The sequence below is a fragment of the Bacillus horti genome, from assembly GCF_030813115.1.
GTDB classification, from domain to species: Bacteria; Bacillota; Bacilli; order Caldalkalibacillales; family JCM-10596; genus Bacillus_CH; species Bacillus_CH horti.
This window is the reverse complement of the sequence record NZ_JAUSTY010000006.1, coordinates 231340-243803: the sequence shown is the minus strand read 5'-3', so window position 1 is coordinate 243803 and position 12464 is coordinate 231340. Positions and strand designations below refer to the sequence as shown.

Below are 12464 nucleotides of genomic sequence, written 5' to 3'. Positions count from 1 at the left end.
GATCTTTTAAGGCCTTATAAGAAAGGAGCTACTATGAAGCTAGAGCTGAACGGGGTAGGGAAAAAGTATGGAAGAGAGCATTGGGCTATTAAAGATATAACATTAGAATTACAGGAGGGTGTGCTGGGTTTATTAGGGGAGAATGGAGCAGGTAAATCTACATTGATGAGGATGCTGGCTACAATAACCAAGCCTACAGCTGGCCAAATCCTGTGGCAGGGACGAGATATTGGTAAAAACCCTGAAGCTATTCGATCACAGCTCGGCTATCTCCCTCAGGAATTTGGAATATATCCTAATTTAAGTGCTATGGAGTTTCTAGAATATATGGCTGCTATCAAGGGTGTACATGGTAAAGATGCCAGAAGGAGAATAGAAGAACTGTTAAATACTCTTCATCTGACAAAGCATGCGCACAAAAAGCTAGGAGGTTTTTCTGGAGGAATGAAGCAGCGTGTAGGGATTGCTCAAGCCTTGCTTAATGATCCCAGGGTACTCATTGTAGATGAGCCAACTGTTGGTTTAGATCCCTTTGAACGATCTAGCTTTCGACAGCTATTATCTGATTTATCGAGGGAACGAGTGATTATCTTTTCCACCCATATTGTTTCTGACGTTGAGGTGACGGCAAACCAAATTGCTATAATTTCAAAGGGAACTCTTATTCATCATGCAGATCAAGAAGCTTTGGTAGCTGGCATTCAGGGTAAGGTCTGGATCGCGAATGTTTCTAGCCAAAGGGCAGAGGAATTAAAAAGGGAGTATTTAGTTAGTAGCACTGTTCGTCATGAGCAGCATTTGCAGGTGAAGATAGTAGCTGAGAATCCCCCAGATCTTGAGGCGGTTGCCGTTTCTCCGGTTCTTGAGGACGCGTATCTCTATTATACTTCTATGGGGAAGGGATCATTATGATCGGACAAGGTCTATCCACTCTGTGGCATGTCTTTCGAGCTGATTTCCTTGAAAGGATTAGAGGCTATGGTTTTATGATCACCATTTTTGCTTCAATGCTTGTTGCATTTGTCTTTATTCCGCCAAATGATGCAAAGTATGCCGTGGTGGTTCTTAATGATTATAGAGGGGTCTATAATTCAGCCTGGATTGGTTCGACTGTGTCTATGTCATTGATGACGATGCTATCTTTATTTGGATTCTATTTAGTAAAAAGCGCGATTGAACGAGATCGTTATACGCGAGTTGGAGAGATGATTACCATAACACCTTTATCAAAGGTCAGGTATATGCTGGGTAAATATTTGAGTAATGTTATGGTTCTTCTGCTTATTGTTTTCTTTATCTATACCTTAGCCGTCGTAATGCAGTTGATCAGATTTGAAAGCACATCCATACAATTCCTTCATTATTTTTATCCTGCTATGGTTATGGTTGTGCCTTTAATTCTGCTTGTGGCAGCTCTAGCACTTTTGTTTGAGTCAGTCCCTTTTCTTAGGGGAGGGTTAGGAAATATCATCTATTTCTTTTTATGGATTGCCCTTTTAAATACGGCTGCATTTCCAACGTTTAGTCTTTTTAACCAAGCGATTTCTTTTAGTAGTCCAATGGGTACAGAGGTTTTTTACTCAAGTATGATTGACAGATTTACTAGCTTATATCCTAATGTCCCGGTTAGTACGGCTGACGGGATACTAAGTGTTGAACAGCCCTTGCAAACGTTCGAATGGTCTGGTGTAGCTTGGACTGCTGAAATTGTGTTCGGTCGCTTTATTTGGGCATTCCTAGCATTAGTTGTCTTGTTTGCTGCCGTATGGCTATTTAAGGGCTTTGATAAGGAGAGGATAAGGAAGGAAGATGGAGCAAAAAAATCATTCTTTAATCGTAATCAACAAGTTAAAGAGTCTATTTCTATTGGTAATGGTCAGCTCTCAGAACGTGTAACTCTATTCATTAACAAAGGAGTTTCAGCACCTTTATCGGAGGTTCGAACACAATTTAGCTTCCTATCACTTTTATGGCTTGAGTTCAAGCTACTAATTAAAGGACAGAGGTGGTGGTGGTACATCATTGCCCTAGTACTTATTGTGCTACCGATCTTTGTTGAGCTTGAGCTTGGCAAAAGTATACTGGGCCCTCTAGCTTGGACTTGGCCTATTCTACTATGGTCTAAAATGGGATATAGAGAGTTGGAACACCGTACTAGGGATATGGTTTTTACAAGCCCTAATATTCTATGGAGACAGCTACCTGTATCATGGCTAGCTGGTTTTATCCTAGCTCTAGTAGCAGGCTTAGGTTTAGCTACTAAGTATCTAATAGTAGGAGATATCAATGGACTATTTACTTGGTTTATTGGAGCTTTATTTATACCCTCGTTAGCATTAGCACTAGGAGTATGGTTTAGAACGAATAAAGCCTTTGAAATTGTTTACCTAATTTTGATTTACGTTGGGGTATTAAATGGAGTTCATGCTTTTGATTTTATGGGAGTAACGGGTGAAGCTACGATGGGTACTGCTTTTATCTATCTAGGCTTATCTATATTTCTCCTTTTTGTCAGTGTAATAGGGAGAAGGGAACAGCTACAACGATAAAGCTACATGAATGTCGACACTTTTTGCAGGGAGGAGCCTCCCACTTTATGGAGGAATTTGAGTCAGATTAATTACAACCTAACTAAAATCAAATACTTTTAATTAATCATTGAGTATTACCGGAGTACTTTCTCAAGTGCTTCGGTTTTTTTAGTGTTTCATTATTGACTTAGTAGGTTATTTAAAATAATCTAGAATTATGTGAATTTCTTCACAATGTAAATGGGGAGGTAATGTTATGAGGTATGTTATTCTACTTAGTCAAGGTCCGAATTGGAGGGAAGGGATAGTTCTACACAATCAGCCTTATATGCCTGAACATGCTGTATATGTCCAGCAAGCATTTAATCAAGAGAAAATTATTTTGGCAGGACCGTTCACTGATTCTTCTGGAGGAGCTATCGTGATAGATGTTACTCTGGAAGAAGCAAAGAGCTTTGCAGAAAATGATCCTGCAGTAAAAAACGGTGTTTTTGTTTATGAAATAAAGGAATGGGCCTTTAAGATGAGTAAATTTGAGAATATTGATCCAGGATTCGACCAAGGGTACATTGACTATAAGCATACCATTCAAAAAGAATTAGGAATCATTTAAAGGTATTAAGAAACATGCTGAACATATATTAAGCCTGAATTATCTAGTTTGATCGCCAGTAGTAAATAGCCAGTTGGGTGCGGTCACGTAGCTCTAATTTATCCAGTATTATGGATAGCACATTTCGTACTGTACCCTCGCTGATATAAAGCTGCTCTGCCACTTCTTTATTGGAACATCCTTGCGCAACTAACTCAAGAATATCTTTCTCTCTTGGAGTAAGCTCTGCTAAATCGTTCTTCTTTGGCTGAGTTAAGCTTCTAAGAACATCAGCATCGAGAATAGAGGAGCCCGAGCTAAGAGCCCGAAGCTGCTGAGCCATGCTAGAGACCTGAGTCGTTTTTAGCATATAACCTTCCGCACCCGCTAGAAGTGATAGCCGAATATTCTGTTCATCCTGAAAAGTAGTTAGCATCATAATACGGATTTGCGGCCATTGCTGCTTAATTTCTCTTGTGGCTTGGATACCATCCATTTCAGGCATACGAATGTCCATTAATATGATGTCAGGCTGCTCTTTTTGACAGCATAGAATGGCTTCTGCACCATTGTGCGCTGTACCGATTACTTCCATATCCTTTTCTCTAGAAAGAAGCACCTTTAAGCTCTGACAAATAAGTGAATCGTCATCAACAATTAAGATCTTCATCCCAAAGTCTCCTTCCCCATGGGTAGCACACAAATGACTCGGAAGCCATCCTTGGCATCCGTTGTTACACTTCCTCCGGCAAATTGGGCTCTTTGACGTAAATTTCTTAGACCCATTCCGAATGATTGGCTGGCTTTTTCTATATTTACTCCATCATTAAATATACTTAATCGAACGATATGTGTACTTACATCCAGCGTAACCTCTACACGCTTGGGAGCTGAATGACGAATAATATTCGTCAGTGCTTCTTTCAAACAGGTTTCTAAAATATTCCATTGGTGAGCCTCTATTAATTGGAAGTCTCCGTAAACCTTCATTTCAACGGGACAGGCTTTAAAGCGACTGCAAAGCTCATCTAATCTGTGAATACCAAACGCTCTCACCGGGTTCATATTATGTACCGTATCTCTCAGCTGAGTAGCACTATTTGTCACTCTCTGTTTAACCTGACTAAACATTTCTGTAGCTTGAGGATCATTTTCCTTCCACAGCTGCTCAAAGGCTTGAAGGGCTAAGACAGCACCTGTGATTTCATGACCGACGTGATCGTGTAGCTTTTGTGAAATGCGTTGCCTTTCTGTAATTTCGGCTAAGCGGGCTGCTTCAACATTGGCTGTTAACAGCTCTTCTTTATAGCTTTGTAGCTCGTAATGCTCACGTCTTTGATTATCTGATTCCGTTCTAAGCTGAGTTAGCTGTACATGCCAGCAACGAATAACCCATCCTAGTAACCCGGCAAAGGTAAGAATGGCAAGCAGTAAGAGGGTGATAGGAGCTTCGTAAGTCAATATGAATAATAGAGGAGCCAAGAATATGAGCTTACCTGCTTTAAACACTTCAAAGACGGGGATCGCAAAGGCATACCAAGCTTCTGGCCAATAAACTACACAAATGAAGCAAGCAAGCTGATCTAGCAGGATGGTCCAATGGTGCCAATTAAACCGCCACCTACCAATAGAAATAATAGTCAAAATAAGTAACAGGAGAAAGCCTGCTACTTCCCCGTTACTGATAAACCAGTGTAAGCCAAGGAGAAGCAAACCTGCCAAACGAGCGATTGTCATACTTGTTTCTGGTCTTACGTTGTTCATTGGCAGATTCAACCCTCCCGGAGCCCACGTGTCTGAGCCAAGTTCTATTTCGTTTTTATGGTATCATATTCTATCTTCTTAGGCTATTAGAGCCCTTATCCCATTTTCGTCCGACTACCGATAAACAAAAAGACAAGGGTAAACAAAGTCAAAACAAAAAGGTGAAGAGTGATGTCATAGAGCGACGCTCCACTTCCAATTTGCTCCAAAGCACCTGCTAACCAATAGGTTGGTAAAAACATGGCTATTCGTTGTAAAAGATCAGGCATGATTTGCGTGGTCCAGAATAGTCCTCCAACCATAGACATCAAGAGGATGAGACTAAACAGAATGAGGGCAGACGCATCTTTACTACGAAACAGAGATGTCCAAGCTAAGCAGAACCCAAGAGCACTTAATGAGAAAAAGAAATAGACGATAAAGAATAGAAAGGGTGAAGGTAGACTTTCTCCATGAATTAGCATCCCACTAATGACCATCAATAAGCACTGGACGATGAGAATGATGAAGTAAGCTATTAAATTTTGAAACAGATATTGAAAGTGGCTGATAGGCGATACAGCAATACGAGTCACCGTTTTTTTGACACGATCCTGCATAATGAGGTGGACGAGCTTGGCTGCTGTAAATAAGAGAATAACGCCAAAGAATTGAAAGCCAAGCGGTATCATACTCCATTCGTTCTTTGGTAAAAAAACAAGGGCGAAGGGAAGGAGAAAAAAGATAAGGATATTCGTCCAATCACGAAAGCTTCTTTTTAAAGCGAAACGGAATACAGTCATGATAATTTCCTCTTTCCTAATATATGGGTTACGGGAAGCAATACGAGAGAAGCAGCAAACAATATACCTATGTTGAGTAAAATAAAGCCCGTGCCAGCTCCATCCATCATGCCATAAATTGCGTTTTGTCCAAGTGAAATTGGGTTTCCGTACGTAGACATAAAGTTGAAGAATGAGTTATTTGGCAAACCAAATATCATCCCTGCAAAGATCATAGATCCTATGCCGAAAACTTCCTGCACTCTTTCAGCCAGTTTAAAGTTTTTAAAAATAAAGGTTAGAATTAAACCAACGATCTGAGATAATATGGCTATGGCAAAAAGGACAAGGAGTACCCAAAGTAAATTTCCCCACTCCACACCATACACAAACTTGGTAAAAAGAATAATGCAAAGACCTTGGATCATGCTAAATAACGTACTAGCGATAAGAATAGAGTAGCTATAGCTAGCAGGATTTAAAGGCAATGAATACATTCTCCACTTTCTAGATGTTAACAAATCCTCCTTGATATAACTCATCGAATATGAACCACCAAATAATTGGAAGGCTAAGACAAAGCTAATGGATAGCCAATCCATAGGTGGTCGTCCAGATTGATCTGTTTCTAAGTAACTCGAAACCAAACCTAAAATGGAGATTAATGCGATTGGAACAACGATCAGTAGAACATGACCTAGGATACTTCTCATCATACGGAGGATAGCGAACCTAATGAGTTTTAGATCCATCATGATGCATCGCCTCCATCGCGTAATTGCTTGCCTGTTAACGTTAGAAAAACGTCTTCAAGCGTAGGTTTTTCTGCTGTGATAGATTGAACTCCGCCGAAGTCTTTGGCGATAGATAAAGCACGATCAAGATTTCCTGCACCAACCTGAGAGATGATCTGTAACCTTGCCCCATCTCTAACGACCTGCTTTACTCCATCAAGCTTCTCTAGTCTGGCCACTAACTCATCAGAGGCTTCCCCAACCTCAAGCTTGATTTTTTCCTCGTGTTGAATACGCTGCACCAATTCGTCAATGGTTCCTTGTGCAATAATATGACCTTGATCAATAATGACCACGCGGGAAGCAAGAGCCTGAACCTCTTCCATATAATGAGTCGTATAAAGAACAGTGGTTCCGTTTTGTTGAAGCTTGCGAACCGATTCCAAAATATAATTCCTAGATTGTGGATCAATCCCTACTGTTGGCTCGTCCATGATCATAAATTTTGGCTGATGAGTTAACGCAGCAGCTATATTTAACCGGCGTACCATCCCCCCTGAAAATTTGGTGGGCAATTTCTTAGCCTGATCTGAGAGTCCAACGAACTCTAATGTCTCTTTTATTCTTTGCTTTAGCTCGGCTCCTTTTAAACCGTAAATGCCACCGAAAAAGGCTAGGTTTTCTTCTGCCGTTAGATCTTCAAAAATAGTGATATCCTGAGTGACTAAGCCCATATGTTTTTTTATTTCTTGCAGATGGGTCTTATGTGATTGTCCAAAGCATTCAATGCTTCCTGAATCATATTTAATTAATCCTGCGAGAGTATGGATTAAAGTAGTTTTTCCTGCTCCGTTCGGGCCGAGCAGCCCCACAATTTCTCCCTTATGAATCTCTAGATCAACATTGTCTAAGGCTAAGTGTGAGCCGTAACGCTTCACTATATTTTTCATTTTTGCAACTGTCATCGTCTAACCTCCAAGGAATTGTTTTGTTAGATAGATTATCTCTTTTTCAAGAAGGATTGAGTAGTTACAAATGTAACATATCAGTTTTATATACATATTTGTTTTTATGACACTAAGCTTAGGGGATAGAAATACTTCTATTTATAGAAGAATTAGCAATTGAGAAGAATTTACACATTCTAAACTATGATAAAGTAAAACATGTATCGTAATAAAGCACCATTGTATATTCCATTTTAGAGGCCTATATTCAGAAAGGATGAGTGAGAGGTATGATAACAAAGGCGATTCAGATTACTGTGTTTGTTCGGGACCAAGGGGAGGCAAAAGCGTTCTATACAGAAAAATTAGGGTTTGTCGTTTGTGCCGATATTGAGTTTGCTCCAGGGTGGAGCTATCTGACTGTTGCTCCAAGTGCAAGTAATGAAACCGTTATTGAATTAGTCAAGGCTGACACTCCTGAAAGAGAGGCTTTAATCGGTAAACAGGGAGCCGATCAGGTTTTAATTATGTTTGCCACAGATGATATTGAACGAGACTATGAGGAATTGAAAGCAAGAGGAGTTGTATTTCATGGAGAGCCGAAATCTGTTCCTGGTGGTAGAGGTGTAGGGTTTGAGGATTTGTACGGTAATCAGCTTGATTTATTTCAACAGGATTAATGAATGGATATGGTAGAATAAGAGTAGAATGTCGCTTCATATAGTAATACATGATGACTAGCATCTTGAGTTTGCACCTCGTGCAGCTTCTTATTCAAGATGCTTGCCATTTGTGTCGGCGAATTTGTGAATACATATATGATTTTATCAGAAGGGTGGAATGGATGCTTCATGATTACTTCATCACAAGATTTTACTCAGATTGACTATTTAGCTAAAGGAAACGAAAGACAAAAGGATGCTTATAAGACATTACGCAGTATGCGGCTTATGGAGCTTTTAGAGAAGTTTGATCCATTGCTTGTAGGTACCATACCTATTCAGATTGATCTTCCGGAAAGTGATTTAGACATAATTTGTGAGGTTCATGATTTTGAACATTTTGAAAAGCACTGTGTCTCTCACTTCCAGCAATATGATGATTTTGTATGTAGCAGAAGTACGGTGAATGGGATAAAACGGATTGTTGTGAATTTTACACACTTAGGCTGGCCCTTTGAGATTTTTGGTCAATCGCTTCCAACTGTTCAGCAAAATGGATATAGGCATATGGTGATTGAGTACAGAATTCTACAACTAATGGGCTCGAAAGGATTGAAATACATACGTGAGCTTAAAGCAGCTGGCTTTAAAACGGAGCCAGCTTTTGCCAAGCTTTTAGGACTAGTTGGTGATCCATATATGGCGCTTCTACAATTGTATGATTGGAATGATGATAAGCTAAAGTTTTTGATTAATAAGGCTAATTGATCTATTTTTAGAAAAGTTATGGTTTTTGATATACTTAGTTTATCCATTTATGAAAAAGAAGGGTGTTTGTTGTGCGTACATATATTGTAATTGGGGCTGGAGTTTTAGGGGCGTCCACAGCGTACCATTTGGCTAAAGCAGGAGCTATGGTGACGTTAGTTGATCGAAGAGATGTAGGTCAGGCTACAGATGCAGCAGCAGGGATTGTGTGTCCCTGGCTGTCTCAAAGGCGTAACAAAGCTTGGTATCAGTTAGCTAGGAATGGAGCTAGGTATTATCATGCTTTAATTAAAGAACTAGAAGAAGCGGGTGAGACGGATACAGGTTATCTCAAAGTAGGTGCTCTTAGCTTACATACAGATGAAAAAAAGCTAGAGCAGATGGAGGAACGAGCATATAAACGCTTGGAGGATGCTCCAGAAATAGGTGAGATTACACGGTTATCTCCTGCTGAGGCCCAAAGGCATTATCCTCCATTAGCGGATAGTTATGGGGCTGTTCATATTAGTGGTGCTGCGAGAGTCAATGGAAGAGAGCTGAGAGATGCACTCATTCGTGCTACACAAAAGCTAGGTGGTTTGTTAATGAGTGGACATGCACAACTTGTTGTGGAACAGAATACAGTGCTTGGTGTGAATGTAGGTGGAAGCTTTCTAGAAGCTGATCGAATCATCATTACGGCTGGTGCATGGGGAAAGGATAGTGTAAAAGAGCTTGGTTATGATTTTAAAGTTGTTCCTCAGAAGGCACAGATCCTTCATCTTAAAATGCCTCAAACGGATACCAATCATTGGCCAGTTATCATGCCTCCTACTAACCAGTATCTCCTCTCTTTTGGTGAAGGAAGGATTGTGGTGGGGGCGACTCATGAGGATGAGATGGGCTTTGATAGCCGCGTGACGGCAGGAGGGGTGCAGGAAATTTTAAGTAAAATGTTAGAGGTTGCTCCAGGACTAATGACTAGCACTTTCGTAGAAGCTAGAGTAGGCTTTCGTCCTTTTACCCCTGGGTTTCTTCCTGTTTTCGGTGCTCTTCCTACACATCAGGAAGTCCTGTTAGCCAATGGATTAGGTGCCTCTGGACTTACAGCTGGACCGTACTTAGGCTCTCAGCTAGCGAATCTCGCTTTAGGAGAGGCTTTGGAGTTAAAGCCTGAGGATTATCCGCTTACTGAGGCTCTTGAACGGATAGAGTTTTAACAAAATTCAGCCAGAATTCTCCTTCCTCAAAACTCGTTAGAGTTTAGGTGGGAGATGAATGGCTTTTTTATTTTTTTTCGTGATAATATATAGAAAAATCGTTGTACTATAATCAGAAATTTGGTAATATAAAAATAGAACAAATGTTTGGTGGTGAGATGATGTTACGCTGTCTAAAAACAAATTTTGTGGCAAGTGCAGATACCATAGATAGGCTTTTTGATTGTAATCGCGTGTCAGGTCAAGTATGGAATTATTGTGTGGAACTAGCTAGAGCCCATCATGTTAAAAGCGGAAAGTGGATCACCAAAAGTGAACTACAAACAGCAACAAAAGGGTTGTTTCCCATCCACTCTCAATCCATTCAAGCCGTGTGTCACAACTATTTATTTTCTAGAGATGCGGCGATGAAAGCGCGTCGAAAAGGACTAAAAAATAAGTACCCCTACAAGAAAAAGAAGACCTTCAACACGAAATGGGCGAATAACGGGTTTGTGCTGCATGAGAACGGAAAAATAGAGTTGAAAATGGGAAATTGGAAGGGTCAAAGACAAAAGCCTCTTGTGATTTGGGTAGGTCGTTTACCACAAGGTGAAGTCAAAGAAATTGAATTGATTTTCGATCGAAAGTTGATGATTTGTATGTCCTATGAAGATGGTGTTGGACGAAAAGAAAATAAGGGTCAACATCTAGCTGCTATTGATGCGGGTGAAATTCATACCATTGCAGCTGTTGCATCAAATGGAGAAAGCGTCATCATCACGGGTCGTAAAATGCGTTCCATTCACCAACTTAGAAACAAGAAGCTAGCAGAACTAGGGCGTAAAATGAGTAAGTGTCAAAAATACTCGAAGCAATGGAAAAAGTATAATAGAGCGAAGCAATATATCCTTTCAAAAAGTGCGAATCAACTAAAGGATGCCCTGCATAAAACAACAAAGCAATTCGTCGCCTGGTGCTTAGAAAATAAGGTAAGGGAGGTTGCTTTTGGTGATGTGGAAGGGGTCGGGCGGAATACTTCCAAGCGTAAAAAGAAAAACAAAAAGGTTCGCCGTCAAACGACAAACCAAAAGGTATCGAATTGGATGTTTGGTAAGCTCTATCAATACTTAGGCTACAAGCTTGATGCCGAGGGGATCGAGCTGAACAAGCATGACGAATCCTTTACTTCACAACAATGTCCTTGTTGTGAAAGAAGAAAGAAAGTTGCTTCTCGACATTACAGGTGTAAGTGCGGATATGAGCAACACCGGGATATTCATGGGGCTAGTAATTTCTATGCCAAAACCTATTATGGTGAAATCCGATCACTTGATTTTGAATTAAAGAAAACAAAGTATCTACGGATAGCTTAGCTAGAAGTAGTAGATGGTCTGTTCCGCCCCTATATGTCGCGAGGCATATTGTTGCTCAATCTAGCTTAGTAAAAAGACTTCTAGAACTTCGTTCTAAAGAGCAAAGCGTAAACCGGTTTGTTCATCGAAGCATTCTACTAGGTTTATTGAGAAACCCCCACTTCAAATGAAATTAAGTGGCGGGAGGTTCATAGAGTAGAGTAGTATGTTATGCTTTTGATAAGGAAAGTTTTGTCAATGAATGATCTTTCTTCTAGGAGGGGGAATGTTGAATTCAATCACTTCTGCTGAAATTATGTTAAGTACAGGTCTAGCTCTAGTTGTCTATCTTGTATGCTTACTTAGCTTTAAGGATCGAAGAAAAATGCTCAAGACTTATTCAGTACTAGCTGTACTCATCTACTCCTTTGTTTTAGTCCTTCTCCCTATGTGGATCGATTACCAAGTCAAAGAAAGAATAGATACGTTGGAGGTACATCTGGAGGACCGATTTCCAGGTGAGCAGTTTGAGGTTATAAGGTCTGATTATAGGATGTATAGCCCAACTGGTCTACATTACATAGACGTTACATTTGACAATGAGCCTAATAGAGAGTATAAGTATTCGGTTAGCTCTGACGGTGAGGTCATGCAGCTATGGTATTATCCAAGAGATGCGGATTTCGATTCGGAGGGCAAGTTTGCAGAATAGAAGATGTGGGGAGAGGGTTGCTTGCATCCTATTACATTTATAGAAATATTGTTTAGCGTTGGTCTATTTCTTATTCTTCTGGTTATATTCATGCTCGTATTTAGAAAGCGAAAAATAGTGGGTTACATGTTGACTGGAGCAGTTGCCCTTGTCATTGTAGCTTTTTTCGTGTTTCGTCCGTATTGGATCGATTATCAAATTATAGAAAAAATGACTATGTTAGAAGATTATCTTGAGGATAGATATCCAAAAGAAAAGTGGGACATTACAGCAATTGATCATAGAACGTACCGTCAATACAACCCCTATCATCTTATTGTTGCATTTGAAAGTGAACCGGGCTGGCAATATGCTTATTATGTTAGTTCAGAAGGTAATGTTAAACAGGTTTGGCATTCTGTTGATAGTGAGCATGAGAATCTTAATGGGGATGGAAAGTTTTTAGAGTAAAGGTAGGGAG

14 protein-coding genes are annotated in these 12464 nt (G+C 40.1%); 9 read left to right on the top strand and 5 right to left on the bottom strand.

Annotated features, from left to right (window positions below; genetic code table 11):
- Positions 1-33: 33 nt before the first annotated feature.
- From J2S11_RS09370 to J2S11_RS09360, 3 genes are all read left to right on the top strand, one after another.
- Complete coding sequence (locus tag J2S11_RS09370) at positions 34-912, top strand: ABC transporter ATP-binding protein (protein ID WP_307393901.1); 879 nt, start codon at positions 34-36, stop codon at positions 910-912.
- The gene (locus J2S11_RS09365) at positions 909-2549 is read left to right on the top strand and encodes an ABC transporter permease (RefSeq protein WP_307393898.1); all 1641 of its coding nucleotides are present in this window, start codon (positions 909-911) and stop codon (positions 2547-2549) included. The genes J2S11_RS09370 and J2S11_RS09365 overlap by 4 nt, the downstream gene beginning before the upstream one ends.
- A 238-nt stretch (positions 2550-2787) precedes the next feature.
- Positions 2788-3144 carry a YciI family protein gene (locus tag J2S11_RS09360; RefSeq protein ID WP_307393893.1) on the top strand — a complete coding sequence of 119 codons (357 nt, stop codon included), beginning with the start codon at positions 2788-2790 and terminating at the stop codon, positions 3142-3144.
- A gap of 43 nt (positions 3145-3187) precedes the next feature.
- On the opposite strand, the gene J2S11_RS09355 is transcribed toward J2S11_RS09360, so the two are convergent.
- The 5 genes from J2S11_RS09355 to J2S11_RS09335 form a co-directional block, all read right to left on the bottom strand.
- Positions 3188-3793, bottom strand: a complete 606-nt coding sequence (locus tag J2S11_RS09355) for a response regulator (protein WP_307393890.1) — start codon at positions 3791-3793, stop codon at positions 3188-3190.
- On the bottom strand, positions 3790-4887 hold the full coding sequence (locus J2S11_RS09350) for a sensor histidine kinase (RefSeq protein WP_307393887.1): 1098 nt from the start codon (positions 4885-4887) through the stop codon (positions 3790-3792). The genes J2S11_RS09355 and J2S11_RS09350 overlap by 4 nt, the downstream gene beginning before the upstream one ends.
- 95 nt (positions 4888-4982) lie before the next feature.
- Positions 4983-5669: an ABC transporter permease gene (locus tag J2S11_RS09345; protein WP_307393884.1), complete on the bottom strand. Its 687-nt coding sequence runs from the start codon at positions 5667-5669 to the stop codon at positions 4983-4985.
- Complete coding sequence (locus tag J2S11_RS09340; RefSeq protein ID WP_307393881.1) at positions 5666-6403, bottom strand: ABC transporter permease; 738 nt, start codon at positions 6401-6403, stop codon at positions 5666-5668. The genes J2S11_RS09345 and J2S11_RS09340 overlap by 4 nt, the downstream gene beginning before the upstream one ends.
- Positions 6400-7347 carry an ABC transporter ATP-binding protein gene (locus J2S11_RS09335; protein ID WP_307393879.1) on the bottom strand — a complete coding sequence of 316 codons (948 nt, stop codon included), beginning with the start codon at positions 7345-7347 and terminating at the stop codon, positions 6400-6402. The genes J2S11_RS09340 and J2S11_RS09335 overlap by 4 nt, the downstream gene beginning before the upstream one ends.
- A gap of 272 nt (positions 7348-7619) precedes the next feature.
- Here J2S11_RS09335 and J2S11_RS09330 point away from each other — a divergent pair, with 272 nt between their 5' ends.
- The 6 genes from J2S11_RS09330 (at position 7620) to J2S11_RS09305 (ending at position 12454) form a co-directional block, all read left to right on the top strand.
- Positions 7620-8009, top strand: coding sequence for a VOC family protein (locus tag J2S11_RS09330; protein WP_307393877.1), 390 nt, complete (start codon positions 7620-7622; stop codon positions 8007-8009).
- A gap of 171 nt (positions 8010-8180) precedes the next feature.
- The gene (locus J2S11_RS09325) at positions 8181-8759 is read left to right on the top strand and encodes a DUF4269 domain-containing protein (protein ID WP_307393875.1); all 579 of its coding nucleotides are present in this window, start codon (positions 8181-8183) and stop codon (positions 8757-8759) included.
- 71 nt (positions 8760-8830) lie between these two features.
- On the top strand, positions 8831-9958 hold the full coding sequence (locus J2S11_RS09320; RefSeq protein ID WP_307393873.1) for an NAD(P)/FAD-dependent oxidoreductase: 1128 nt from the start codon (positions 8831-8833) through the stop codon (positions 9956-9958).
- Between the two features lie 161 nt (positions 9959-10119).
- Positions 10120-11313, top strand: a complete 1194-nt coding sequence (locus J2S11_RS09315) for an RNA-guided endonuclease InsQ/TnpB family protein (protein WP_307393871.1) — start codon at positions 10120-10122, stop codon at positions 11311-11313.
- A 265-nt stretch (positions 11314-11578) separates the two neighbouring features.
- Positions 11579-12004, top strand: coding sequence for a hypothetical protein (locus tag J2S11_RS09310; protein ID WP_307393870.1), 426 nt, complete (start codon positions 11579-11581; stop codon positions 12002-12004).
- 21 nt (positions 12005-12025) lie between these two features.
- Positions 12026-12454 carry a hypothetical protein gene (locus J2S11_RS09305; RefSeq protein WP_307393867.1) on the top strand — a complete coding sequence of 143 codons (429 nt, stop codon included), beginning with the start codon at positions 12026-12028 and terminating at the stop codon, positions 12452-12454.
- Positions 12455-12464 lie beyond the last annotated feature (10 nt).

What these genes read in the sequence shown, in the direction of transcription:
- J2S11_RS09370 (WP_307393901.1), top strand. Translation starts at nt 34, where the DNA reads ATGAAGCTAGAGCTGAACGGGGTAGGGAAAAAGTATGGAAGAGAGCAT.
- J2S11_RS09365 (WP_307393898.1), top strand. Translation starts at nt 909, where the DNA reads ATGATCGGACAAGGTCTATCCACTCTGTGGCATGTCTTTCGAGCTGAT.
- J2S11_RS09360 (WP_307393893.1), top strand. Translation starts at nt 2,788, where the DNA reads ATGAGGTATGTTATTCTACTTAGTCAAGGTCCGAATTGGAGGGAAGGG.
- J2S11_RS09355 (WP_307393890.1), bottom strand. Translation starts at nt 3,793, where the DNA reads ATGAAGATCTTAATTGTTGATGACGATTCACTTATTTGTCAGAGCTTA.
- J2S11_RS09350 (WP_307393887.1), bottom strand. Translation starts at nt 4,887, where the DNA reads ATGAACAACGTAAGACCAGAAACAAGTATGACAATCGCTCGTTTGGCA.
- J2S11_RS09345 (WP_307393884.1), bottom strand. Translation starts at nt 5,669, where the DNA reads ATGACTGTATTCCGTTTCGCTTTAAAAAGAAGCTTTCGTGATTGGACG.
- J2S11_RS09340 (WP_307393881.1), bottom strand. Translation starts at nt 6,403, where the DNA reads ATGATGGATCTAAAACTCATTAGGTTCGCTATCCTCCGTATGATGAGA.
- J2S11_RS09335 (WP_307393879.1), bottom strand. Translation starts at nt 7,347, where the DNA reads ATGACAGTTGCAAAAATGAAAAATATAGTGAAGCGTTACGGCTCACAC.
- J2S11_RS09330 (WP_307393877.1), top strand. Translation starts at nt 7,620, where the DNA reads ATGATAACAAAGGCGATTCAGATTACTGTGTTTGTTCGGGACCAAGGG.
- J2S11_RS09325 (WP_307393875.1), top strand. Translation starts at nt 8,181, where the DNA reads ATGATTACTTCATCACAAGATTTTACTCAGATTGACTATTTAGCTAAA.
- J2S11_RS09315 (WP_307393871.1), top strand. Translation starts at nt 10,120, where the DNA reads ATGTTACGCTGTCTAAAAACAAATTTTGTGGCAAGTGCAGATACCATA.
- J2S11_RS09310 (WP_307393870.1), top strand. Translation starts at nt 11,579, where the DNA reads ATGTTGAATTCAATCACTTCTGCTGAAATTATGTTAAGTACAGGTCTA.